The organism is Paenibacillus sp. GCM10027630 (genome assembly GCF_042676305.1).
Taxonomy (GTDB): Bacteria; Bacillota; Bacilli; order Paenibacillales; family NBRC-103111; genus Paenibacillus_S.
On the sequence record NZ_JBHTGY010000015.1, the window covers coordinates 255,461 to 277,965 of the forward strand.

24 protein-coding genes are annotated in these 22,505 nt (G+C 45.2%); 6 read left to right on the plus strand and 18 right to left on the minus strand.

What is annotated here, in order from left to right:
• Positions 1-365 precede the first annotated feature (365 nt).
• Genes ACFQ0C_RS08785 through ACFQ0C_RS08795 form a run of 3 tightly spaced genes read left to right on the plus strand, consistent with a single transcriptional unit; the run spans position 366 to position 1,742 of the window.
• Entirely contained in the window at positions 366-1,064 is a 699-nt protein-coding gene (locus ACFQ0C_RS08785; RefSeq protein ID WP_379365898.1) for a hypothetical protein, read from the plus strand.
• Complete coding sequence (locus ACFQ0C_RS08790; RefSeq protein WP_379365900.1) at positions 1,051-1,611, plus strand: accessory gene regulator B family protein; 561 nt, start codon at positions 1,051-1,053, stop codon at positions 1,609-1,611. Before ACFQ0C_RS08785 ends, ACFQ0C_RS08790 begins: the two co-directional genes overlap by 14 nt.
• Positions 1,608-1,742 carry a hypothetical protein gene (locus tag ACFQ0C_RS08795; protein WP_258215285.1) on the plus strand — a complete coding sequence of 45 codons (135 nt, stop codon included), beginning with the start codon at positions 1,608-1,610 and terminating at the stop codon, positions 1,740-1,742. The genes ACFQ0C_RS08790 and ACFQ0C_RS08795 overlap by 4 nt, the downstream gene beginning before the upstream one ends.
• Before the next feature lie 79 nt (positions 1,743-1,821).
• On the opposite strand, the gene modB is transcribed toward ACFQ0C_RS08795, so the two are convergent.
• Together modB and modA are read right to left on the minus strand one after the other, a co-directional pair.
• The gene (modB, locus tag ACFQ0C_RS08800) at positions 1,822-2,493 is read right to left on the minus strand and encodes a molybdate ABC transporter permease subunit (RefSeq protein ID WP_379365903.1); all 672 of its coding nucleotides are present in this window, start codon (positions 2,491-2,493) and stop codon (positions 1,822-1,824) included.
• 2 nt (positions 2,494-2,495) lie between these two features.
• Positions 2,496-3,347, minus strand: a complete 852-nt coding sequence (modA, locus tag ACFQ0C_RS08805; RefSeq protein WP_379365905.1) for a molybdate ABC transporter substrate-binding protein — start codon at positions 3,345-3,347, stop codon at positions 2,496-2,498.
• A gap of 169 nt (positions 3,348-3,516) precedes the next feature.
• Between modA and ACFQ0C_RS08810 the strand changes: the two genes are divergently transcribed.
• Positions 3,517-4,461 carry a substrate-binding domain-containing protein gene (locus tag ACFQ0C_RS08810; protein WP_379365907.1) on the plus strand — a complete coding sequence of 315 codons (945 nt, stop codon included), beginning with the start codon at positions 3,517-3,519 and terminating at the stop codon, positions 4,459-4,461.
• A 96-nt stretch (positions 4,462-4,557) separates the two neighbouring features.
• Here ACFQ0C_RS08810 and ACFQ0C_RS08815 read toward each other — a convergent pair whose 3' ends face one another.
• Positions 4,558-5,364 (minus strand): helix-turn-helix domain-containing protein, encoded by an 807-nt coding sequence (locus tag ACFQ0C_RS08815; RefSeq protein WP_379365909.1) that lies wholly within the window; start codon positions 5,362-5,364, stop codon positions 4,558-4,560.
• A 115-nt stretch (positions 5,365-5,479) separates the two neighbouring features.
• Here ACFQ0C_RS08815 and ACFQ0C_RS08820 point away from each other — a divergent pair, with 115 nt between their 5' ends.
• Together ACFQ0C_RS08820 and ACFQ0C_RS08825 are read left to right on the plus strand one after the other, a co-directional pair.
• On the plus strand, positions 5,480-6,688 hold the full coding sequence (locus ACFQ0C_RS08820) for an MFS transporter (RefSeq protein WP_379366000.1): 1,209 nt from the start codon (positions 5,480-5,482) through the stop codon (positions 6,686-6,688).
• Positions 6,689-6,893: 205 nt separating this feature from the next.
• Positions 6,894-7,877 carry an Ldh family oxidoreductase gene (locus ACFQ0C_RS08825; RefSeq protein WP_379366002.1) on the plus strand — a complete coding sequence of 328 codons (984 nt, stop codon included), beginning with the start codon at positions 6,894-6,896 and terminating at the stop codon, positions 7,875-7,877.
• A gap of 250 nt (positions 7,878-8,127) precedes the next feature.
• On the opposite strand, the gene ACFQ0C_RS08830 is transcribed toward ACFQ0C_RS08825, so the two are convergent.
• The 15 genes from ACFQ0C_RS08830 to ACFQ0C_RS08900 form a co-directional block, all read right to left on the minus strand.
• Positions 8,128-8,547 carry a hypothetical protein gene (locus tag ACFQ0C_RS08830; RefSeq protein ID WP_379365911.1) on the minus strand — a complete coding sequence of 140 codons (420 nt, stop codon included), beginning with the start codon at positions 8,545-8,547 and terminating at the stop codon, positions 8,128-8,130.
• Between the two features lie 292 nt (positions 8,548-8,839).
• Positions 8,840-10,282, minus strand: a complete 1,443-nt coding sequence (locus ACFQ0C_RS08835; RefSeq protein ID WP_379365913.1) for a DHA2 family efflux MFS transporter permease subunit — start codon at positions 10,280-10,282, stop codon at positions 8,840-8,842.
• 96 nt (positions 10,283-10,378) lie between these two features.
• Positions 10,379-10,954: a TetR/AcrR family transcriptional regulator gene (locus tag ACFQ0C_RS08840; protein ID WP_379365916.1), complete on the minus strand. Its 576-nt coding sequence runs from the start codon at positions 10,952-10,954 to the stop codon at positions 10,379-10,381.
• Between the two features lie 233 nt (positions 10,955-11,187).
• Complete coding sequence (locus ACFQ0C_RS08845) at positions 11,188-11,931, minus strand: SDR family NAD(P)-dependent oxidoreductase (RefSeq protein ID WP_379365918.1); 744 nt, start codon at positions 11,929-11,931, stop codon at positions 11,188-11,190.
• A 200-nt stretch (positions 11,932-12,131) separates the two neighbouring features.
• On the minus strand, positions 12,132-12,926 hold the full coding sequence (locus ACFQ0C_RS08850) for an energy-coupling factor transporter transmembrane component T family protein (RefSeq protein WP_379365920.1): 795 nt from the start codon (positions 12,924-12,926) through the stop codon (positions 12,132-12,134).
• A complete protein-coding gene (locus ACFQ0C_RS08855; RefSeq protein WP_379365922.1) occupies positions 12,914-13,813 on the minus strand; it encodes an energy-coupling factor ABC transporter ATP-binding protein in 900 nt (299 codons plus the stop codon). The genes ACFQ0C_RS08850 and ACFQ0C_RS08855 overlap by 13 nt, the downstream gene beginning before the upstream one ends.
• Positions 13,810-14,622: an ATP-binding cassette domain-containing protein gene (locus ACFQ0C_RS08860; protein ID WP_379365924.1), complete on the minus strand. Its 813-nt coding sequence runs from the start codon at positions 14,620-14,622 to the stop codon at positions 13,810-13,812. The genes ACFQ0C_RS08855 and ACFQ0C_RS08860 overlap by 4 nt, the downstream gene beginning before the upstream one ends.
• A gap of 19 nt (positions 14,623-14,641) precedes the next feature.
• Complete coding sequence (locus ACFQ0C_RS08865; protein WP_379365926.1) at positions 14,642-15,172, minus strand: CD3072 family TudS-related putative desulfidase; 531 nt, start codon at positions 15,170-15,172, stop codon at positions 14,642-14,644.
• On the minus strand, positions 15,159-15,749 hold the full coding sequence (locus ACFQ0C_RS08870; RefSeq protein ID WP_258215272.1) for a CD3073 family putative ECF transporter S component: 591 nt from the start codon (positions 15,747-15,749) through the stop codon (positions 15,159-15,161). The genes ACFQ0C_RS08865 and ACFQ0C_RS08870 overlap by 14 nt, the downstream gene beginning before the upstream one ends.
• A 493-nt stretch (positions 15,750-16,242) precedes the next feature.
• Positions 16,243-17,289, minus strand: a complete 1,047-nt coding sequence (locus tag ACFQ0C_RS08875) for an ABC transporter ATP-binding protein (protein WP_379365928.1) — start codon at positions 17,287-17,289, stop codon at positions 16,243-16,245.
• A 1-nt stretch (position 17,290) separates the two neighbouring features.
• Positions 17,291-18,151: an ABC transporter permease gene (locus ACFQ0C_RS08880; RefSeq protein ID WP_258215270.1), complete on the minus strand. Its 861-nt coding sequence runs from the start codon at positions 18,149-18,151 to the stop codon at positions 17,291-17,293.
• Positions 18,148-18,990 carry an ABC transporter permease gene (locus ACFQ0C_RS08885; RefSeq protein ID WP_379365931.1) on the minus strand — a complete coding sequence of 281 codons (843 nt, stop codon included), beginning with the start codon at positions 18,988-18,990 and terminating at the stop codon, positions 18,148-18,150. The genes ACFQ0C_RS08880 and ACFQ0C_RS08885 overlap by 4 nt, the downstream gene beginning before the upstream one ends.
• Positions 18,977-20,182 carry an extracellular solute-binding protein gene (locus ACFQ0C_RS08890; protein WP_379365933.1) on the minus strand — a complete coding sequence of 402 codons (1,206 nt, stop codon included), beginning with the start codon at positions 20,180-20,182 and terminating at the stop codon, positions 18,977-18,979. Before ACFQ0C_RS08890 ends, ACFQ0C_RS08885 begins: the two co-directional genes overlap by 14 nt.
• 128 nt (positions 20,183-20,310) lie before the next feature.
• Positions 20,311-21,039: a GntR family transcriptional regulator gene (locus ACFQ0C_RS08895; RefSeq protein ID WP_258215267.1), complete on the minus strand. Its 729-nt coding sequence runs from the start codon at positions 21,037-21,039 to the stop codon at positions 20,311-20,313.
• Between the two features lie 262 nt (positions 21,040-21,301).
• Positions 21,302-22,492, minus strand: a complete 1,191-nt coding sequence (locus tag ACFQ0C_RS08900) for an iron-containing alcohol dehydrogenase (RefSeq protein WP_379365935.1) — start codon at positions 22,490-22,492, stop codon at positions 21,302-21,304.
• Positions 22,493-22,505: the final 13 nt, after the last annotated feature.

Below are 22,505 nucleotides of genomic sequence, written 5' to 3' on the forward strand. Positions count from 1 at the left end.
CTTTCAACTATCGTTTAAGTCTATTTTCTAAAATGTATTTCATGTTTTAATTGTAGTATTTATGAGATGCCAGGAAAACAGACCGGCGGCGGTTTTGAAGCCCAGACTCCAGACGGGGGAGTACACAATCTCAGGTCGGGTTAAGGTCATTTCCAGCTTCCCCCTCTTATTCCAGATCATATGATTAGGAGTCTTCTGGTTTGTAAAAACCAGCTAATCCAGTAGTTGGGAAAAAGCAGTATAAAGAGTGATTATCCTAATAATAAGGACAATATCCCTATACAAAACAGTAAATTTTCACTAGTGAATTTTGTCGAATATGATATATTAGTATTATATTTATTCCTAGAGGCGGGTGAATTCATGTGAATATCACTATAAATATCTTTTTTTCATTTATAGAATTTCTTGCAGGTATTACTTTTGTGAACGCTTTATTCCGTATTCCAAGATACCTCGATCCGAGACGAATAAAAGCATTAAGTATCTCACTTATTAGCGCTTGCATTTCGGGTTATATAAATACCTTCTGGCAAAATCCGCTGGCAAGTATTTTTGTAATTATTCTCCTTTGGATCATATCCTTTGTTGTTATTTATCACATTACGATATGGTTAAGCACACTTATTGGGATACTATCAGCAATGGTTGGTGTAGGACTTGAGTTTGCCGCCTATTTGATTGGAGATTTGCTTCAAGGCCTGACCAATCACGCACTTTCAGATACCGAAAGAAATATTTATTTATTGGGCGTATCGGCCATAATATTTCTAGTTGCTTATTTCTTAGAAAGCCGGAAATTAGGTTTAGTCATACCCAAGATGTTTTCGAAGCCTACATATAACAAGCAATTTCTGCTTCTTTCCTTCTTATTACTGACCGGATTGCTTATATTAATCATTACGAGCACCATGTATTCTACCAAAGTTGGAATTCTCCATATTATTATTGCATTATCACTTGTATTTACTTCCTATATTGTTGTATATTTGGCCTATAGGTATAATAGAAAAGTCCTAAATGATAAATACAAACGTTTAGGAGATAACCGTGAACATTATTGATAAATTATCGCTCCGTATTGCTGAGTACTCCGTCAAGCACAATCCGAATTCATATTCTTTGGAAGTTACCTCTTTTTCTTTTAAAATTTTTTTCAATATGGTACTTACTATACTATTCACGCTGCTAGTCTGTTTTTTTACGGGAGAACTAAAAACAGCCGTTATAGTAATTATCTCTGTTATGCTCCTAAGAGTAGTAAGCGGTGGAGTCCATTTGGCGTCAGGTCTTGGCTGTAGTATTTTGACCGCGGTCATTTTCCTGATCCTGTCGCATGTACATATAGCAGCTCTACCTGGTATCTTTATTCTTCTTCAAGGACTTTCCGTTATATTCCTATATCTCTATGCACCCAAAAATATTAAGCGCTTTTTTCGTTTACAACCACACAACTTTAGACATCTAAAGTGGGTTGCTATAGCAATGGTAGTACTAAGTTCATTTTTATACTCCTACACCATTGCGTTAACATTCTTTTTTCAGGCTCTTTCCATTACCCCTTTATTTGAGAAACTATTCTTAATTTTTGAAAGGAGGGAAAACTCATGAAAAAGCTTATGTTGTCTTCAATCCACTTTGTTACTTTGGCAGTTGTATCTCTTGTTGGCGTAGGAATTAACAGCTGGAGCTATTATTCTCCTGAATTGCCTAAAGAACTCGAAGAGAAATTCAGCAATTAAAAACCTTTCATATGGCGTAAAAATAACGCATCCATCCTGCAAAGGATGGATGCGTTATTTTTTTATATTCTCTGGTTAATCAGTTCTTCGCTTTGCGATTTACAATCAGCAGCAATACCATAGAGATGAGGATAATGGCTCCTGCCCAGTACCAAGCGAGCGTCTGGTTTCCGGATTCAACTGCAATATAGATGGCTGTAGGCAAGGTTTGAGTTTTATGAGGGATATTTCCTGCTATCATAAGCGTCGCGCCAAATTCCCCTAACCCTCTTGCAAAACCAAGAATGTACGCCGCGGTAACCGAACGCCACGCCAAGGGCAAGGTTATATATCGTACAACCTGCCACTCGTTGGCTCCCATCGACCTTCCTGCATCCTCCAGATAACTATCGACAGAAGCGAGTCCCGTCTTCATCGTTTGATACACCAAAGGAAAAGCTACTACAATCGAAGCGATCACAGCAGCCCCCCATGTGAAAATGATAGACTGAGCAAAGAAAGTTTCCATTAGCTGCCCGATCCAGCTCTTTTTCCCGAAAATAACTAGAAGGATAAATCCGACAACCGTCGGGGGCAGCACCAAGGGCAATAGAAAAATAGTTTCTACTAACGTTTTTCCTCTAAAGCTTCTGCGAGACATCGCCCACGCCAATACTCCACCAAACAAAAGAACAAATACGCTGGAAACGACAGCAACCTTTAAGGAAAGGAGAATCGGGGAAAAAAACTCATTCCAGTTGATCGGCTCCATACTTATTTAGGGACAGTGAAGCCATATTTTACAAATACATCCTGCGATTCTTTACTTTGTAAAAAGGTGTAGAAATCGGCGGCTTCCTTACTATGCTTGGTTGATTTTACAATACCTGCAGGGTATTCAATGGGTGTGTACAGCTTGGAATCCACACTAAAAGCTACTTTAACCTTTTTGGAGGTCAGCGCATCCGTTTTGTACACAAAACCGGCCTCTGCATTCCCAGACTCTACATAGGTCAGCACTTGACGCACATCTTTGCCTTGTACGATTCTAGGTTGAAGCGAATCCCACAGCTTGCTGCTGGTCAACGCCTCTTTAGCATAGCTGCCGGCAGGAACGGTCTGAGGTTCACCTACCGCTAAATGTTTGATAGCTTCATTGGTTAAATCTTCTATCTTCTGAATGGCTAATTTTCCATCATCCGGTGTAACGACAACCAATTCATTGATTAACAGATTTTTTTGCTGTGAAGCGTCAATCAGCTGCTTGTCAACGAGGGTTTTCATATTTTTCGTAGCTGCAGATAAGAATAAGTCCGCCGGAGCTCCTTGCTCGATTTGCTGTTGCAGGGCACCTGAAGCTCCAAAGTTAAAATTCAGCTTAATTTGTTTGTTTTTGCCCTCGTAATTGGTTTGAATCTCTTTTAACGCATCGGTTAAGCTGGCTGCCGCCGATATGGTGAGCTCCACCTTTTCAACCGGTGCTGATGGCGTTGGTTGAGATACAGGTGCCGGTGCTGGTGGCGGGCTTGCTGGGGTTGGTTCCTTTGGGCTGGCACAGCCTGAAAATAAAATAGATGCAACAGAGAACACCAACAAAACATGGTTAAACTTACTCAAATTCAACATTCATTCTCCTCCGAATCTAAAATAGATATATTTATATATAATTAGAACTAATTAGTATTTCCATTATTATATAAAACCATCTTCTTTTAGTAAACAATAGGGATTGAAATACATAATCCATCGGCTTATGATAGATTATAATGGATCAAGCCCCTCTGGAGGACGACAAATGACAGCTGACATTTCCTATACAACCGAAGAAATTTCCAAGCTTTTAAAAATTTCCAAGCTTACCGTATATGATCTCATAAAAAAAGGCGATCTTCCCGCCTATCGTGTCGGCAAACAAATGCGTGTAGACGCCTCGGATCTGGATGCATATAAAACACGCGCCAAAAGCGGCCAAATCTACGTGCCCAAAGCCGATACGACCGTACAGCAGCAAATGCAGACAAAGCCGAATGCAAAAAATTCACTTGTCATTACCGGCCAAGACGTTAGCCTTGATATTCTAGCTAAACACCTGGAGAGAAAAGTACCCTACTATAGACCGCTCCGTTCTTATGTAGGGAGCCTTGACAGCTTAATTTCAATGTATAAGGGTGAATCCGATATTGTCAGCACTCACCTTCTTGACGGGGACACTGGTGAATATAACCTTCCCTATATCCGAAAGCTGCTAATAGGCTCCTCTTATCTGGTTGTAAATCTTGTGGCAAGAAGGGCTGGACTGTATGTGGAGCAAGGGAATCCCAAACAGCTATACGGCTGGGCCGATCTTAGAAAACCCGGACTTCGGCTGTCAAATCGAGAGAAAGGCTCCGGCGCACGTGTTCTTCTCGATGAGCAGCTTCGTCTCCACGGAATTTCACATCAATTGCTAGATGGTTATGAGCAGGAAGAATCGAATCACATGGGCGTGGCAGGCAAAGTCGCCTCCGGTGAAGCCGATTTCGGAGTAGGTATTGAAAAAGCTGCCTATATGGTGGGCGCTGTTGATTTTATTCCGCTTATCCAAGAACGGTACGACCTTGTGATGTTAAAAAAACCGGAAAACCTTGAATGGATTGAGAAGGTGAAGGAAGTATTGCAATCGGCGGCCTTCCATAATGAGCTGCGCCCTATTCAAGGCTACGACTTATCACAGACAGGACAGGTTTTGTTCGAAACCTGATTTTCAAACGAACATTAAAGAAGCTAACCCGCTGCTAAAGCCGGTTAGCTTCTTCGTCTTTATTGCTCCAAACCAACTCATTGCCTACCCTGCATTTTAGTTGAAGGAGTTTCGAAACTGCTCAGGTGTGGATCCGACCGCTTTCACAAAAGCTCTGTAAAATTGACTGACACTTGAAAATCCAAGGCTAAGGCTGATGTCCGTAATAGACATGCCTGATCTTTGCAGCTTCAGCTTGGCCTCGTCCATCCGCAGCCGGAGCACGTATTGATACGGAGTCACGCCGAATGCCGCTTTAAAGGACCGGATAAAATGATAACGGCTTTGCAGCGCTATAGAAGCAAGCGTATCAATCTCGACCTCATTCGTGTATTGTGCATGGATATATTCCAGTACATTTCCCATAAACGGATCGGTGCCGACCAAAGAGGCTCGTTCGATAAGATCCGTATTGCTTTTATGATTTCCAGAGAGTGCACCGTATAAATAATAAAGCACCTGTGACTCCATCTCTTCTTGCGCCAAACGATCTGTCGGATCGTAAGCCAGCAGCGCACTCATCCATTTGCGGAACTTTTCACTCAGGAAGGAAGGGTCGAACTGCTGCCGCAGGGCAAATTCAATCTCCTCGCTTCTGGCAAGCTCCTTCAGGCTGTTTTGGTTGATTTTAAAAACAAGTACGCTCGACTGCGTCCCTATCTCGAAATAATGATGATCCTGAGGATGCTGTACAAGCCCGCTCCCGTCAACCAGCCTGTAATTTTTATTTTCCTGCGTCAACAAGCATGAACCATAAATCGGGATGGTAATCTGGTACTCGTTATCATGGAAATGCGGGAGGTTGACGAACTCCCCTTCAATACGCCATAACTCCAACTGTGGCGTGGTTATTTGAACGATCATTTGCTCTCACCCTTTTTCATTATATCAAAAATTGCGTTTTTTCAGAGCAATAATTGCGAAGACAACCCACCCTTGGCTTCTATAAGATGGGAAGAAAAAGAAAAAGGTGATCATGATGTCTCAACCCGCAACAGCTGGAACAGCCAAACAAGCCGCCAATGTGATGTTGATCGGGGTCAGTTTAGCGCATTTGCTGAATGATGCAATGCAGTCCGTTGTTCCCGCCGTATTCCCGATTTTTCAGAAATCGATGCAGCTCAGCTTCGCCCAGATCGGTTGGATTGCGTTTACCCTCAACTTGACCGCATCGGTACTTCAACCGCTAATCGGGTATTATACGGATCGTAAGCCAATGCCGATCTTGCTGCCATTGGGCATGGTATTTACTCTGCTTGGCATGATAGGTCTTGCTTTCTCCCCTGGTTTAGCAATGCTGATTATTTCTGCCGCCTTCATCGGTATTGGCTCCTCGGTGCTGCATCCCGAATCCTCACGCGTAGCTCACCTTGCAGCAGGCAAAGGCAGGGGGCTCGCGCAATCCATCTTTCAGGTCGGAGGCAATACCGGTCAGGCACTCGCACCTCTGATGGTTGCCTTTATCCTGACTTCGCAGGGGCAGCTTGGATTTCTGTGGTTCACCCTGCTAGCCGTTGCCGGCATTATCATTCAATGGAATGTGAGCCGATGGTACGGTGAGCAGACCCGTTTGTTGCATAGAGCGGAACGGCATGCCTCTACTAATAACGACCAAACGCTATCCAAAGGTTTTGTATTTTTCGTGCTGAGCACCTTGATCGTCCTGCTGTTTTCCAAGTTCGTTTATTTGGCAAGTATGACCGGGTACTACTCATTTTATTTCATGGAGCAATATCAGCTGCCGCTGGAGAAGGCCCAGATCTCCCTGTTTGCTCTGCAATTCGCTGGAATGGTCGGAACTTTACTGGGAGGTCCGCTAGCTGACCGTTTCGGCAGAAAAAAAATCATCTGGTTTTCGATTCTCGGAACGGCGCCATTCTCCATATGGCTGCCTTACGCTAGCCCAACTGGATCGTTCTTATTATGCTTAGCAATCGGCGCCATCCTGATGTCAGGCTTCTCCGTCATTATCGTGTACGCACAAGAAATGCTCCCAGGCAAGGTGGGAACTATAGCCGGTCTGTTTTTCGGATTGTCCTTCGGCATGGCCGGACTTGGCTCAGTCGTACTCGGCTGGCTGATAGATCAGACCGGAGTTGCCTTTATGATTCAAATATGTGCCTTCCTTCCGCTGCTTGGCTTATTCGCGCTTCTGCTGCCTAAAGATTCGAAGCTGATGCGTCAATAAATCAACACATGTTTATTTCTTCGATACGGTTCAGCATAACGGGTCTATCGGCGAAAAAAGGTATAAGGGCGCAGCGTTCAGTGGAACCATTCGTTAATTATGACGATATTGGCTCACGATGGATTGTCTGCGCTAAGATATTTCCATGATATAATTATAAAAACTTGTATGTACATGTATAGAAGGAGATTCAGCCGGGAGCGTGATGAAATTAATGCGATATGATCTTAAAAGTGCAAGAGAGTTGGCTATACGTGTGTGTGTTGCCGCTGGTGCGAGCAAAGCGATGGCAATCTCTCTGGCTGAAGCAACTGTCGCTGCGGAATGTTCTGGTCGGAGTTCGGTTGGATTTGCTCATCTTCCCGACTATCTGGACGGTTTTTTGTATGGTCGCATTAATCGCATAGAAGAGCCTGTGATCTTCTTTCCAGCCCCTGCTCTTATTCAAGTCGATGCTAAGGGGGGTATCGCCCAACTTGGTTTTGATCGTGCATTCGAAGAATTGCTAATACGGGCAAGCACTTATGGTGTAACCGTATTTTCGTTACAAAACAGCTATACGGCTGGAGAGTTGGGCTTTTACGTAAGGCGGCTTGCCCGTAAAGGATTGGTAGCGCTGGCTGCGACCAATGGATCTGCTTTAATGGCTGCGGGACAGAGCAGCGAGGCTGTTTATGGCACTAACCCGCTCGCATTCGCTGCGCCTGTCGACAACAGGGCACCCTTGGTTATCGACCAAGCATCTAGCGCCACAGCGTTTGTCAATATTCGGCAGGCGGCAGAGCGGGGGGAGATGATCCCCGAAGGCTGGGCCATCGATGGGAAGGGACAACACACAATGGATTCACGTGAAGCGATCAAGGGGGCTTTACTTGCTTTCGGGGGTGCTCGTGGTGCTAATATCGCACTTATGGTTGAAATACTCGCCGCAGGTACGACAGGTGCGAACTGGTCACTTGATGCTCCATCCTTTGAGGATGGGAGTCGCTCGCCTGGTGTAGGCCTGTTCATTGTGGCCCTGAATCCCGACCTACTCTCTCCCGGTTTCTCCGCTCGAATGGCGTCACAGATCGAACGCTTGTCCTCCAAAGGTATTCATGTCCCCGGAGGCAGCTGTACTGAGGATGAAATTGAAATCGACCTTCCGTCTTCACTTGTTGCTACCCTTGAGAAATATTGTTTGCATTAACGAAGCATTTTGCTGAACAACCCGCTTCCGTCAAAACGGCTGATGGGGACGTTGCTTTTTCACCATCGTTGTGTAGAAAACCAGTTTACTCTGAACGAAAAAACTTGCCGTCATTTATGGTACAGTTCACATATCATCTTGGAGGCAAAACTTTTAGGGCACCCTTTAATGGGTGCCCTAAATTATGGAAATGGTTCATTGCTCTGAACCGTGTTTCTAAGTTATTGAGTCGCTTTTACCGAAAATCTTTTTACTCCTCAGTCCCGGAGGTTGAAGCATCTTCGAAATAAGTGAACTCCCAATCCTTCTCAACAGCATCATATGTTGTTGCGTCTACGAAGTATGGAATATCGGAGAATGTGATTGCAACCTCTTTACTTTCGCCTGGGGCCAAGTGAACGGAAACCCCAGTGGCAGTCAGTTCGTATGCTGCTGTATCCCCTGCATCGTTGCCTAATGTCAGATCGATGACTACTTTGTCGACAGTTTCAATACTTTTATCGCCAGTATTTGTAGCTGCAACTTTAAGAGTAAACACATTGTTTTCATCATAGGATACGCCTGTTGCTTTAAAGTCCATGGATGCATCGGCGAAAGCAACTGCGGATGTGCCAAAAATGGACAAGCTCAAGAGTCCGGCTAATGCTATTTTTTTAAAAGTGTTTTTCATGTAAATTCTCTCTCCCTGTGATATATTAGTAACTCCTTTGAACTTACTAGCTTGATCAGTTGTTATAAACTTGCTGCTTTAAAGACGACATTCTTCTATACACTTCACTCCTTATCCAAACCGTAGCGGGTGCAAGATTTCTGTGCACAATTGGAGAATATCATAGCAAGTTTAAAAACAGTTTAAAAAAATGCACCCCGGACCTGTTGCCGCCGAGCAGTGGATACAATGGCCCTTCCCGAACGTTAGTATAAATGAGCAAGAATGCATGGAGAGGCATAATGAAGCGGACTTACGGCCGGCTTGTGGTTTGGACTCGCTTAATAAATAGAGCAGCAATCAAACCGGCAATGGAGACCGACATCACGAAAATAAAAACATTTTGGACTCCGGAAGTCAGCGCTTCTGAAATCGAAGAAGGATCGTTTGGATTCATCATATTATTCATAAAGCTTTGCTGACCAGCCGTCATGACACTTACAGCAACCGCAGTCCCAATGGCTCCAGCAATTTGCTGCATCGTATTCATAACTGCTGTTCCATCCGGGTATAGCTCACGTGGAAGCTGATTCAAACCATTTGTTTGCGCAGGCATCATAACCATCGATATACCGAGCATCAGAATGCAATGAAGCAGAACAACCAAAGTAATGGTAGAAGCCGTAGTTAAAGTTGAGAAAAACCAGAGCGCCACCGTTATAACAATAAGTCCGGGAATAACCAGCCACTTGGGTCCATATTGATCAAATAACTTTCCGGTAATGGGCGACATAATTCCATTGATAACACCACCCGGAAGCAAGATCAAACCCGTTGCTAACGTAGATACGGCAATTCCAGCCTGCAAATACATCGGTAAAACCAGCATGGAAGCTAGTATGATCATCATAGATACAAAAACAACTATTAAACCAATCGTATACATAGGGTACTTAAAAACTCGCAGGTTTAACATCGGTTCCTTCATAAGCAATTGTCGAATTGAAAACACAATAAGAGCTAGGACTCCCACAATTATGGATAGGATAACCTCTGAATGTCCCCATCCCCCCGAACCTTCACCTGCTCTGCTGAATCCAAAAACAACGCAACCGAAGCCGATAGTAGAGAGCATAATGGATAACCAATCAACCCTAGGCTTGGTGGTTGCAGACATGTTCTGCATATAAACGATTCCAGTAAATAGAGCAATAGCCAAGAATAATGCCGAAATCCAGAAAATCCAGTGCCAACTTAATGCCTGAATTAGAAAACCCGCGGCAGTTGGTCCGACTGCAGGCGCAAACATGATAACAAGACCAATCATTCCCATAGCGGCCCCCCGCTTTTCAGGAGGAAAAATAACTAATATGGTATTGAACATTAACGGTAGCATGATCCCTGTCCCGATTGCTTGAATCACTCGCGCTGTCAATAACACTTCAAAATTCGGAGCCATCGCAGCAACCAAACTGCCGATTATGGAGAAGCCGAGCGAAGTTAGAAACAGCTGTCTTGTCGTAAATCTCTGGATAAGAAACGCTGAGATGGGAACCAGAATTCCCAAGGTCAGTAAGTAACCTGTCGTAAGCCATTGTATGGATGCAGAAGTAACATTAAACATTTTCATCAGATCCGATAACGCAATATTTAAAGCTGTTTCACTAAATAATCCAATAAATCCACTAATCAGGAAAGCAATTAATATAGGGATAACACGAATCTTCTTTTGCGTCTCTTGCTTTTGGGAATTCATAAACACTGCTCCACTCCTATATACCTTTTATTTATCTATATACTTAAAAATAAGTAGACCGTTCTATATAATTCAAACAAAGAAGCCTTACACAAGTTAACTCCTTAAAAGTGTAAGCACATGCTCAGCGACTTGCAGCAGCGGTTGATTGTCCTGTCGGGTAATTGTTAATATGGTAGCTCCCTCCATCATACTGATAATAACCATACCTAAGCTATGAGCCTTCTCCTCTGAAAAGCCCTCCTCCATCAATTTCTCAGCAATCATGGCATTCCAGTCTGCAAAAACGAGCTGGCATTCATTTCTTAATGCACTGCTCACCGTAGAGGTTTCAGCGGCAACCCAAAAACCTAATGGGAGGAAATTTCCATACCCGTCTCTATGAACATCCATTGCCAAATTTCTAATAAAATTTTGAATTCCTATAATAGAACTCTCATGGTTTGAAAAGTTTTCCTTAAATTTATTCATCAGAAGATTACGGATATGTTTGATACACTCAAGAGCCAACTCTTCTTTTCCCTCAGGAAAATAGTAATAAAGAGAACCCTTGGGAGCTCCACTTTCTTTGATGATCTGATTCAGGCCAGTACCATGATAGCCCTGAGTTACAAAAAGTCGAGACGCGGTAGCTAAAATATTATCTCTCGAGCTTTGCTTTTGACTTACCATTGTTCCACATCCTTTTCGATTATACCAATCGGTCTATATAATAATAACTCGATTTTTTATTTAATGTCAACAAGAAGCAGCAAAATGAGATGAAACAATACCGTTCGGTTCACAACAGTATAACTGGAAAAAACCCGCTCACCGAACGGGTTTAATAGCAAGGAGGCGAGCCTTTGCGTAACCAATCGACAATTATTGTCACTCGTTGGGAAAACGGCGCGGCAATTCTCGTTTTATTGAGCCGTGTAGCCGCCATCTACGAGAAGGCTGGTGCCTGTAATGAAAGACGCGTCATCACTCGCAAGAAAAAGCACAGCCCTTGCAACCTCCACCGGCTTTCCAAGCCGACCGATTGGATGCAGACTGATGAGGTGCTGGTTAACAGCCTCATTTCTTCCTGCAATCAGAGGGGTATCTATATAGCCAGGGCAAATGGCATTAACGCGGATACCTTCTTTAGCATACGTGATTCCTAAGCTTTGCGTTAGCAGCTTGACTCCACCTTTGGCGGAAGCATATGCGGTTACTCCGCTTTTGCCCACATGGCTATGTATCGAACCGCAATTCACGATCGCCCCGCCCGTGCCTTGCGCCAGCATTTGTTCAATTGCATATTTGTCACAAAGAAAAACTCCCGATAGATTGATATCGATTGTTTTTTGCCACTGTTCATAGGACAGCTGATGAGCTGGGGCGTCATTTGCGATGCCTGCGTTGGCAAACAGAATGTTTAGCTTGCCATACTTTTGGACGGTTTCGTGAACCATGGCTTGAACATCCACTTCTTTGGTAACATCTGTTTTTACAAATAAGGTATCATGGCCCTGATCGTTAAGCTCTCGCGAAACTTGTACGCCACGATCAGAGAAATCGGCAATGACTACTTTAGCTCCCTCTGCCGCGAATAAGCGCACCGTCTCTTCCCCGATTCCGCTCGCTCCACCAGTAACAATAACTACTTTATTTTGAAATCGCATCCGAATACCTGCCTTTTCTCATTTGCCTTCTAGCGCATTATTTAGCACCTTCCTCTATAATTAGTAATTATTTGAATAATCATTCATGAAAAATCGGCGCCCCTCCCCATAGCCTCACAGGCATTTCTTGTCGCAGATTAGAAGAAAGAGGCGCACTGCATTAGCAGCATGCCTCTTTCTTTTGAACAGTTGCTCATTGATTATTGTAAAATAGATAAGGCCAGCATTATGACGGATACTAGCAAGACGAGATAATCCCGAAACTCGAATCGGTATATCCGAATGGGCGTCCGCCCTTTATCACCCAGGTAACAACGAGATTCCATTGCTGTTGCTAAATCTTTAGCGCGCAGAATCGCAAGTACAAACAAAGGTACCAGCATCGGAAGAACTCCACGAAAACGAGTCAATACCCCTCTACGGTGAAAGCCTCCTCCACGTGCAGTTTGCGCCTTTTGGATTTTATCGAATTCCTCCAGCAGCAGCGGAAGAAATCTCAAGGCAATAGAAAACATCATAACAGCCTCATGAACGGGAACCTTCCACCTTTTGAAACCGTTCAAAAGCAGCTCCATGCCCTCCGCCAAAATAATAGGCGATGTTGTTCTCACAACAAGAGACAAGAGGATAACGATTCCGAATATTTGTTCGCACATCGTGACACCCTTTATCGCACCTTCATAAGAAAAATCCACATAGCCCCAATGAATCATTACTTCCCCTGGTTTCGTGAGCAGCATAGATTGATAGATCATTGTTGAAGCAAAAAACAACAATAAGGAAAGACACGTGAAAGCCAGCACACGCCAAGACAGCTTAGCAACCGCCCATAAGGCGATAAGCAGGACAAGCTGCAAGGTTTTCATCTCCAGATTGTGAGATAATAAAAGACCTAATCCAAACAACAAGGAGGCGATTATTTTCATTCTCGGGTCCCAGCGCTCCAGTAAGGAATCCTTCTTCTGATAAATGAGATAGCTGGCTATGGATGACATAAGCTTTCCTCTCCCGTTAATTGCTGCTTTTTCTTGAATAGACTGATCAGTAACGGAGCGACTTCACTGATCTTATACGGGCGATTCACTTCAATACCGCACACTTCCAATAATAATTCGCGCAGTTCCAAGGCGGGAAGCTTCTCCCAGCCCAGAGACGCCAGCAGCATCTGGTTGGATAGCAGGTCTTGCGGCGAGCCGTCAGCTACAATGGTACCATCCTTGATAATCAATAACCTCGATGCATGCTCCAGCATTTCCTCGAGCTGGTGGCTAACCCATAAAATCGTCGTCCCTTGCTCCTTATTTAGACGGTGCAGCATGTCGAACAATGAAGTTCTGGAGGGGTAGTCCAGACCAGCCGTAGGCTCATCCAGAATGATCATCTCCGGTTCAAGAACCACGACGCCCGCAATGGCAACCCGTCGCTTCTCTCCGCCGCTTAACTCAAAGGGACTTCGCTCTGCGAATGCATCATAATCCAGACCGACTGCTTCCATCGCATACTTTACTTTCGCTGCCTTCTCCTCGGGGGTATATCCGCTGTGACGCAACCCGAAAGCAACATCCTCCGCCACCGTTACCGAAAAGAGCTGATGTTCCGGGTACTGAAAAATAAATCCGACCCGGTCAAAGAGCTCAGGACGCTTTGCAGTAAAGGGATTCGTTTCGTCCAAAAGCAGGTTTCCGAAGGTGGGTTTCAAAAATCCTTTGATCAATTGCATGAAGGTAGATTTGCCTGATCCCGACTTCCCGGCGACCGCTAACATTTCACCGCTTCGAATAGCAATATTCACCTGCTCTAATATGCAAGGAGTATCCGTAGCTTTCGCTTTCCTGCTGCGTCTCTCGTAACTAAAGGAAACTTCCGCGAGTTCTATGTTCATAGCCATTTCCTCAATTCCTCAATACTCGGAGAAACAGATATGGGGATCCCCGCTTTGCGGAGCGATAGTGCAATACTTCGGTCAAAGGGGAGCTCCAATCCACAAGATGTCAACAGATCTTCATCGGTTAAAATATCATCAGGTTTACCGATTTGATGGATACGCCCTTCCTTGAATAAGACAAGGCGATCCGCATGCAGAACCTCCACAAGATGATGAGTAATATAAATAATAGCAAAAGGATGCTCTTTACGCGCTGCATGCAGCGTATCAACAAACTGACTCCTCGCAATAGGATCGAGCATAGAAGTGGACTCATCCAAAATTAAATACCGCGGGGAAAGTGCAAGGACTGAAGCAAGCGCCAGTTTTTGTTTTTCCCCGCCCGATAATTGGCTGACCAGCCGATCCTCATCTACATTTAATTGAACCAAATCCAACGCCCAGCGGATTCGATTACGAATATCGTGATGCGGCCATCCAATATTGGATAAACCGAAGGAGATATCCTCTCCTACCGTTACTCCCACCTGTTGGTTTTCAGGGTTTTGGAAAACGATTTGAACCAATCTGCGAACGGAGGGAATGTCTGTCGGATCAGTCGTAGACAATTCATCTACTGTGATTGATCCTTCCGTTGGCCATTCGATACCGTTAAGCAGCTTGGATAAAGACGACTTTCCGGAACCATTGGGACCCAGAAAAGCAATAAATTCGTCCTGCTTAATGTCAAGGTCAATATCTCGCAAAGCCCAACGATCCGCTTCGCCCCCGAAGTAGGAGAAGGAAACATCGCGAATACAAATCATGATTTCCCCACCGCCTTTTCTAGTTGTTCAGATCAGTTGCTTGCCGTGAAGAATTCGATGTTTCCCGACGGGATGCTACAGGACCAAAAATGCTTTTGTCATCTGTGGGATCAAAGGTCCCTTCTACCGTATTAGGAATTTGCCAGAAGAAATCAATATGGACATCTGCTTCCATGGCCATATCTAGCAAATCCTGTATAAATACACCTTTCCCGGGATCGCAAGAGGGGCTACCTGCTATGCCCAGCCCCCCTACGATAGTGTACCCGTGATCTTGATAAACCTTTAATTGCTCAATGACAGGTGCCAGTATTTTACGGTTATGCGCATGAAAATCAGGTGTATCATACTGTTCAACGGTCATTGGCGGACGCTCAGGTCCGAGAAATGTAAATTCGGGGCAGGGAAGCTGAATAATTCCATAGCCCTGCTCATGAGACCATTCAACAACAGCGGTCATTACCCCATTGCTCCGCGCCTTCTCAGCAACCACCGCGTTTTGGTTCAGCACGCAGTGAGAGGTTACGATAATTTTCTTATTTCGCTTCATGAGTAGCCCCTTTGGTGGCTTGCTTAAAATTAGGGCGTTTCAACAACGACTGAGGAATACTTTTGATTACGTAATAAATCAAGACCGCAGATAATATTTTATCAATTAAGTTATCGAACAATCTCGGCAAAAATGCAGAGGCGAATACGCTGGATCCTGCTTGCTTAAGCCATAATACGGCAATATCCTGCGCGCCTCCCGTCAATCCACCAAACACTCCTATAGCGATCACTGTCCCTACAGCTGGGCACAAGATGCCAAGAATTATACCGGCGACAATGGAATTACCCAGATTATATCCGCGTTTGATCGAGATAAATCCGACTACAAGCCCAACAATCGCATTGACAAGAGCAAAGGGAATGGATGTATATGACTTTGTAACGCCCAGCACCAGATTGGTAAGAACACCGACAAGTGCTCCCCAATAAGGACCAAAGATGACAGAAATAAAGATAGTACCAATTGTATCCAGAAAAAGGAACGGGATTTTCAAGCTTCCTATAACAGTACCGGCGATCACATTGATTGCGACTGCCAACGCACCCAAAGTTATGATTAATGTTTTCTGATTCATGCCAAAACTACCTCCAAGGATTCAAATAAAAACAGAACTTTCTATAAGTAGAACGTCACGCTTTAATAGTGAATCCAAATTCCCCCTTTGTACATAAACGAGACAACATTTTGGCGCCTTACGAATGTTACCTACCGACGAATAAAACCAAGTTAGCTTATAGTATTACTATACTTATTCATTGTATGTATTATTTTATATAAGTCAATATGCTTTTCAAAAAATAAATACTAAACGGAGCTCGGCATATAAAACGATTCAATTCATCGTCTGTAAATAAAAGTGAGCCGTTTCAATTAGCGTTGATGACTCCGTATAACACAAAGAGGAGCCTGCCGAATGTAGGCAAAGCTCCTTTTCATTTTTGTAGATTTTTGGTTCGTTTCCGGCTTTTCAGAAAATAATTCGCAAACTCTTATACCGTACTCTCCACTTACTTCCAAGACGGGAGACAATCCAGGTATTCTTGTATAAAAAGAGCGATTTAATCCGCTTATATGTCGAACCAATACGTTCTCGCTTGAGGTATTTTCACGATACAAGGACCTGCTTGGAGAAACGCATCGTCGTCAACGAATATTTGTTGGCCTTCTATTTCTACCATATAGCGGTAATACGATCCCATAAATAAGTGATGGCGAATCACGCCTTCCAGAACAAACTGTCCATCCTCTTCCCGAACCTGCTGCTTGCCTTCTCCAGCCTGGTTTATATGCCCAGCCGCATGAGCATGCAGCTCAGCCTCGACGACCGGCTCTATCTTGGAGTCACCAGAGCGAATGACAAGTCTTTGCAGCGTACCATTGCGATAAAGAGAAAGCGTATGACTTTCTCCAAGAAAATGAGCTGTGAAGTAGGTGGAAGGCTGCCGATAAATCTCTTCCGGTGTTCCCGCTTGCTCTACTCGGCCTTCATTCATGACAATAACATAATCCGCCATCGATAATGCTTCTTCCTGATCATGGGTGACATAGACGGCGGTAATTCCAAAAGATTGCTGGATGCTCCGAATACCAACCCGAAGCCTCTGACGCACCTTCGCATCGAGATTCGATAACGGCTCATCGAGCAAAAGCACCTCAGGCTGCACGACCAACGCCCGCGCTAAGGCAATGCGCTGCTGCTGTCCACCGGAGTATTGCTGCGGATAACGGGTGGTCACATCCGACGTATCGATCTCCACCCTGTCCAACACTTCACGAACTCGGGCTTCACGATCCTGCTTGGCAACCTTTTGCAGCTTAAGACCATAAGCCACATTATCGAACACACTCATATGCGGCCAGAGCGCATAATGCTGGAAAACCATAGCCGCTTTCCGCTGCTGGGGCGTAGTATGAGTCACATCGCGGTTCCCGAAAAGGATACTGCCCTCGTCGGCCGTCAAAAATCCGGCGAGTGTCCTTAACAGCGTCGTTTTCCCGCATCCGCTCGGCCCAACGATAGCCGTTAACCCGCCTACGGGCAGTTGCAGGTTAATGTCCGTAATCCCTCTCTTTTTACCGTAACGCTTATTCAAGCCTTGAATGGTGATGCCCATCTTATACCCTCCCGAATGCAGCCAAATATTCTGAACGCATAAACCGCTGCAGGAAAAACAGCAATACGATTCCCGGTATCATCAACAACACAGACGTTACCGATGCGACCTGCATCTCATAGCCATTTGCAGCATTGTACATAAAGACCGGCATCGTAATATGAAAAGGAGCTCCAATTAATAAGCTTCCAGTAAATTCATCCAACGAATATAGAAAAACCAATAACGAACCGGCGATAATCCCCGGAGTAGCCATCGGCAGCACCACATGAAAAAAGGTGTACACTTTGCCGCCACCCAACATATAAGAGGCCTCTTCCATCGATTCTGCAACAGATTGGAATACGGATACCAGTGTCCATACGGAAAATACGATGGCACCTACCAAATGGATCAGGGTCAGACCCGTCAGCGTACCTACGAGATCAAAACGATAGAGAAAGACCATAGCATTCGTAAAAACCGGAAGCTGTGGAAATGCCTGAGGCAATAAAAACAGCAGCAAAATAATATGCTTTAAAGGAAGCCGGTTACGGGCTATTAAATAGGATAAAGGAACGGTTAGAACCAAACAGAGCAGGGTGACCACAATCGCAATAACGAAGCTAAGTCCGAGAGAGGCGAGCATTTTACCTTCGAATACTTGATTCCAATATTTGAATCCCCAAGCGTTCGGGAATGGGTTAGGCCAGAACCATTTCTCCGCTAGAGACCATAAAACGAGGCTCGAGAGAGGACCAAAAATGAAAAATATTGCTGCCGCATAAATCAGCAGGCGACGCGTCATGCGGACGACGGGCGCTTTTCTATCCAGCCTACCCAGCGAACCATTAGAAGCAGTTGCCGAAATAACTTTGTTCATTTCTTCGCCAACCCCTTTAAGTAATAAATGGCAGCTCCCATAGAAGCAATGTAGGTAATAACGCCAATGGCATTCGCTAATCCGTAATTATGCTGATAAACGCTTTGATGGTATAAATCCATCATTAGCATTTGCTTACCGCCTGCGTTGCCGAGCATTGCCGGTATGGAGAAGCAGCCGAGCATGGATGTGAAGGTTAGCACCGCCATAACACCAATACTGCTTTTGTTCATAGGTACGAGAAAATGCCAGATCAACCTTAGCTTGCCCGCTCCCATTCCACGCGCTGCTTCCAGCATGCCTTCATTCACCGATCGGAAGCCGCCCAGCACCAAAAGCAATGCCAAACCGAGATTTTTCCATACCAAAGCGGCTATGAGGCCAAACGTAGTGAATGCAAAGGATGGCAGCATATCCGGATTAAACCAGCCTGTTATGGCAATCGCCGAATTGAGCGTACCATGTGGAGCCAGAAATACCCGCATGGCATGCCCTACTACGACAAACGGAACAAACAAGGGGATTTTAAATATAAATTCCAGCACAGGGTAGGCGCCTAACCGAAGAAAGCCACCGATCATCGCGGAGAATACGATGAGCAAAGCGAGACTGACTAAACAAACCCAAAGTGTAAACACTAAGTCGCCGCCATATAAAGAAATTGCTTCAGCATAATTGGCAAACGTCCAGACATCTTCTTGTGAGCGAAGGCTTGAAATAAAGGAGAGAACAAATGGATACACAAAAAGCAGCGCGACAACGGCAAGAGCGGGAGTGGCGAGTCCCACTCCTGCTGCTTTGTGCCAAAGAACGGTGGCGGATGAATTAGTTTTTCTCATAGGCCGTTTTCAGATGGTCAAAATAAGTATTAATCGGGAACGACTGCCCCCGTTTGTTCAGGTCGTCTGCTGTAATATCCTTGAACAGCTTTTTCTTACCCGCTTCACTAACATTCGGCAGTACAACTGTTGCGTCTATACCCGGATACCAGCTGTTTTTCTCGACGATGACTTTAGCTTGAATTTCTGGAGAAGTCAGCAAATCGGCATATAGTATGGCAGCTTCCTTATTTTTGGCATTTTTCGGAATAACCACGTACATCGGCTGACCAGGCATACCCGGATCGAGGATTTTCAGACCATAGTTAGGATTCATACGGCCCTCATCCACCCATAAGTTAAACATATCGACCCATACTGGCCCCATGTCGATCTCACCGCGGTTCAGCATATCCAGCGTTCCATTATTACCATTCGTGTAAGTAACCGGCAGTGCTTTGAGCTCTTTAAGAATAGCTGGCCATTTCTGTTCCAGTGCTGCATCGAAAGGGCCTTGGCTCATTGTTTTGTAATCGCCTGATTTCCAATAGGTATAGGCAGTGGCAAAGGCAACTCCACTTGCACCATTTTGAATGCCGTTATATCCAAATCGTTTGGGATTAGCCTTGATCCAAGCGGTTAATTCTTCGAAAGTAGCAGGGAATTGCTTTACTTTATCGGGGTTAAAAGCAAAGGCGACCTGACTGTGGAACAGAGGAATGACATAGCCTTCCACATTGGTGCCCAAGCTGTTTTTACTATCGGGGGAAACTACGTACTGCTTGTTGGCTGATTGCGGCACCCATTTGTCCAGAAGATTGTTATCAATGAGCTGCTGCATGCCGCTTTGATGCACAATCGCGAGATCGATATCCCACTCTGTCTTACCTGCATCTTTTTGCGCCTTTAACTTCTCGAATATTTTTTGTGTTCCGCCATCCCCTGCTCCTGAGTTGACGACGCGAACTTGAGACCCGGCATATTTCTTTTGGAACTCTCCGACCACATTTTTCTCCTGTAGATCGGTCATGTTCGTATCTCCGGCTGTTGCCAGATTAATTTCATACTTCTTGGGTGCCACCGCAGCAGGAGCTGCTGCATTCGTTCCGCCAGTAACGGCAGGAGTGCTAGGTGCAGCATTATTCGTTGCACAGCCAGCTGATACTACGGTAGTAACCGTCAGAGCACACAGCACGTTCATGAGTTTCTTCATATTCCCCACCCTTTTCGAATTATAGAAGCGCTGTCTAGACATCTTCTTTTCTTAGTATAGAAGGGGTTTGTTAACAGGATGTCATTTATATACGAAGAAATTATTAAGTTAGCGTTTGTCCAATCGGATTAACGCCGACGGTTCACCCAGAACTGAAACACATCATTACGATAGTAGTCATACGAAAACAACACGGGCATATGCTGCTGGTCAAAATGGATTTGCTTCATCATCAGCACAGTCGTGTCCCGCTTCACTTGAAGCTTCCGGCATATGGGATCTGTATGATGGGGAACGACCAGTTCCGTATTCGCACCCGTCAGCCGGATGCCGCATTCGACTTCAAGAAATCGGAGCAAGGAGCCGGTAAAGGTCTTTGTTTGAAAAGCCTGCTCAACCAAGGCTAGAGGCATAATATTAATATTATGGGCAACCGGCTCCTCATTAGCGGTTCGGGTCCGCTCATTAACAATCACAGGACTGCCCAGCGGAATTTTCAAAAATTGCGCCCATTCCTCTTGGCAAGGCTCGGTCCGGATATACTGCTCCAGTTGGCCCTCCACCAATCCCGCTGAACGGATAATCTCTTCGGTCGAAGTGAACCGGTCAATGCTGCTTGGAATGGAGCTTAACGGCCTTTTCACAAAGCGCCCAACTCCCTTTCTCACGTCCAGCTTGCCTTCCAGCTCCAACTGCTTCATCGCAGCGCGAACCGTTTCCCGGCTCACTTGAAATTGGTGGGCCAGCTCTATTTCTGCAGGCAAACGATCACCTAACTTAAGCTCCCCACTCTTCATCTTCGCATCGAGACTTTCTTTAATTTTTATATAATGACTAACCTTCGTCTGATTTGCCATGTCTGCTTCATCCTATCTTTGCTATGGAATAGACCTATTCTTGCTTCTATCCTATCAGACTCCTTAATAAGTGTAAAAGAACATATGGGCCAGCTTCAAAAAAATTTCGCAATTTGCAATTATCGGCAGCCTATCCTAGACGAATTGAAATAAGGGGTAAGCTTCGCTCACCCCAAAACATATATATTCTGGTAAGAAAATCCGTCTAAACTGCATTCCAGCAAAAATCTCGTTTATACGTACTCTTCACCTATTTGGTTTATTAAGATCTCATCCCCGGCTCTGTAATGATCCCATCAAAGGCCGACTGGTAAATGGTTCGTATATCTTCCTTATGAAGAGTAAGAGGACTTCGGGACAAAAGCCTCTTCTGCTTGATTCCGTCTTCCGCCAAGCTCTCCAATGCGCTTTCAGGAATATTAAATCCACGCAATGTGTTCGGTATGCCTACATCTCTAACTAATCGCTCCAGCTCATCTACGCATTTGCGCGAGGCTTCTTCTTCTGACAAGTAGCTGGCATAGCCGCCCATGGCTTGTAAAATATCCGCCATCCGTTTCGTGCAGCTGCTGCGGATATAACCCATCACATAGGGCAGCAGCACCGCATTGGATTCCCCATGTGAGACATGAAACTGGCCGCCAAGCGGATAAGCCAGCGCATGAACGCCGGCAACCCCGGCGTTGAAGAAAGCGATTCCGGCCATATTGCTGCCGTAGCTCATATCGATTCGTGCCTGCTGATCTTGGCCGTTTTTCACAGCTTTCCTAAGCGAACCGCTAATTAGTCGGATCGCCTGCAGTGCCAGACCGTCCGTGATAGGGTTGGCATTCACAGAAATATAAGCTTCAATAGCATGCGTCAGAGCATCCACGCCGGTTGCAGCAGTAACACGGGGCGGAACCGATACGGTAAGCTGCGGGTCGACGATAGCCACATCAGCCATCAAATAGTCGTGCGTCACTACATCCTTGGTCGTTTCCAGCGAAAGAACCGCAATGTTGGTCACCTCGGAGCCTGTGCCGGACGTTGTTGGAATCAGAATCTTGGGCAGCCCTTTATTGCAAAGCTTTTTCGTTCCCGTCAAATTTAAATATTCAGCAACCTTGCCTTCGTGCGTGGCCAGCACCGCGGCCAGCTTTGCCAAATCCAAAGCACTGCCCCCACCGACGCCGATGACCAGCTCATAATTGCCTTCCCTCGTATAGGCGACCAGCTTCTCGCCCACCTCAAGCGGGGGCTCCGGGACTACATCCGTAAACACGACTACGTCATAGCCCTGTTGCCTCAGCCTTGAAGTGATGGGCTCTATCATACCTAGTTTCTCAAGGATTGAATCCGTTATCAGTAAAATTCGCGATGGTGAGTATTTCTCCACCTCCGGCCACAGCTGCTCCAATGATCCCCAGCCTATATAATTAAGCGGCGTATAAACCAGCTTGGACAAGCTCATAGATGACGCCCCC

What these genes read in the sequence shown, in the direction of transcription:
- ACFQ0C_RS08795 (WP_258215285.1), top strand. Translation starts at nt 1,608, where the DNA reads ATGAAAAAGCTTATGTTGTCTTCAATCCACTTTGTTACTTTGGCAGTT.
- modB (WP_379365903.1), bottom strand. Translation starts at nt 2,493, where the DNA reads ATGGAGCCGATCAACTGGAATGAGTTTTTTTCCCCGATTCTCCTTTCC.
- modA (WP_379365905.1), bottom strand. Translation starts at nt 3,347, where the DNA reads ATGTTGAATTTGAGTAAGTTTAACCATGTTTTGTTGGTGTTCTCTGTT.
- ACFQ0C_RS08810 (WP_379365907.1), top strand. Translation starts at nt 3,517, where the DNA reads ATGACAGCTGACATTTCCTATACAACCGAAGAAATTTCCAAGCTTTTA.
- ACFQ0C_RS08815 (WP_379365909.1), bottom strand. Translation starts at nt 5,364, where the DNA reads ATGATCGTTCAAATAACCACGCCACAGTTGGAGTTATGGCGTATTGAA.
- ACFQ0C_RS08820 (WP_379366000.1), top strand. Translation starts at nt 5,480, where the DNA reads ATGTCTCAACCCGCAACAGCTGGAACAGCCAAACAAGCCGCCAATGTG.
- ACFQ0C_RS08825 (WP_379366002.1), top strand. Translation starts at nt 6,894, where the DNA reads ATGAAATTAATGCGATATGATCTTAAAAGTGCAAGAGAGTTGGCTATA.
- ACFQ0C_RS08830 (WP_379365911.1), bottom strand. Translation starts at nt 8,547, where the DNA reads ATGAAAAACACTTTTAAAAAAATAGCATTAGCCGGACTCTTGAGCTTG.
- ACFQ0C_RS08835 (WP_379365913.1), bottom strand. Translation starts at nt 10,282, where the DNA reads ATGAATTCCCAAAAGCAAGAGACGCAAAAGAAGATTCGTGTTATCCCT.
- ACFQ0C_RS08840 (WP_379365916.1), bottom strand. Translation starts at nt 10,954, where the DNA reads ATGGTAAGTCAAAAGCAAAGCTCGAGAGATAATATTTTAGCTACCGCG.
- ACFQ0C_RS08845 (WP_379365918.1), bottom strand. Translation starts at nt 11,931, where the DNA reads ATGCGATTTCAAAATAAAGTAGTTATTGTTACTGGTGGAGCGAGCGGA.
- ACFQ0C_RS08850 (WP_379365920.1), bottom strand. Translation starts at nt 12,926, where the DNA reads ATGTCATCCATAGCCAGCTATCTCATTTATCAGAAGAAGGATTCCTTA.
- ACFQ0C_RS08855 (WP_379365922.1), bottom strand. Translation starts at nt 13,813, where the DNA reads ATGAACATAGAACTCGCGGAAGTTTCCTTTAGTTACGAGAGACGCAGC.
- ACFQ0C_RS08860 (WP_379365924.1), bottom strand. Translation starts at nt 14,622, where the DNA reads ATGATTTGTATTCGCGATGTTTCCTTCTCCTACTTCGGGGGCGAAGCG.
- ACFQ0C_RS08865 (WP_379365926.1), bottom strand. Translation starts at nt 15,172, where the DNA reads ATGAAGCGAAATAAGAAAATTATCGTAACCTCTCACTGCGTGCTGAAC.
- ACFQ0C_RS08870 (WP_258215272.1), bottom strand. Translation starts at nt 15,749, where the DNA reads ATGAATCAGAAAACATTAATCATAACTTTGGGTGCGTTGGCAGTCGCA.
- ACFQ0C_RS08875 (WP_379365928.1), bottom strand. Translation starts at nt 17,289, where the DNA reads ATGGGCATCACCATTCAAGGCTTGAATAAGCGTTACGGTAAAAAGAGA.
- ACFQ0C_RS08880 (WP_258215270.1), bottom strand. Translation starts at nt 18,151, where the DNA reads ATGAACAAAGTTATTTCGGCAACTGCTTCTAATGGTTCGCTGGGTAGG.
- ACFQ0C_RS08885 (WP_379365931.1), bottom strand. Translation starts at nt 18,990, where the DNA reads ATGAGAAAAACTAATTCATCCGCCACCGTTCTTTGGCACAAAGCAGCA.
- ACFQ0C_RS08890 (WP_379365933.1), bottom strand. Translation starts at nt 20,182, where the DNA reads ATGAAGAAACTCATGAACGTGCTGTGTGCTCTGACGGTTACTACCGTA.
- ACFQ0C_RS08895 (WP_258215267.1), bottom strand. Translation starts at nt 21,039, where the DNA reads ATGGCAAATCAGACGAAGGTTAGTCATTATATAAAAATTAAAGAAAGT.
- ACFQ0C_RS08900 (WP_379365935.1), bottom strand. Translation starts at nt 22,492, where the DNA reads ATGAGCTTGTCCAAGCTGGTTTATACGCCGCTTAATTATATAGGCTGG.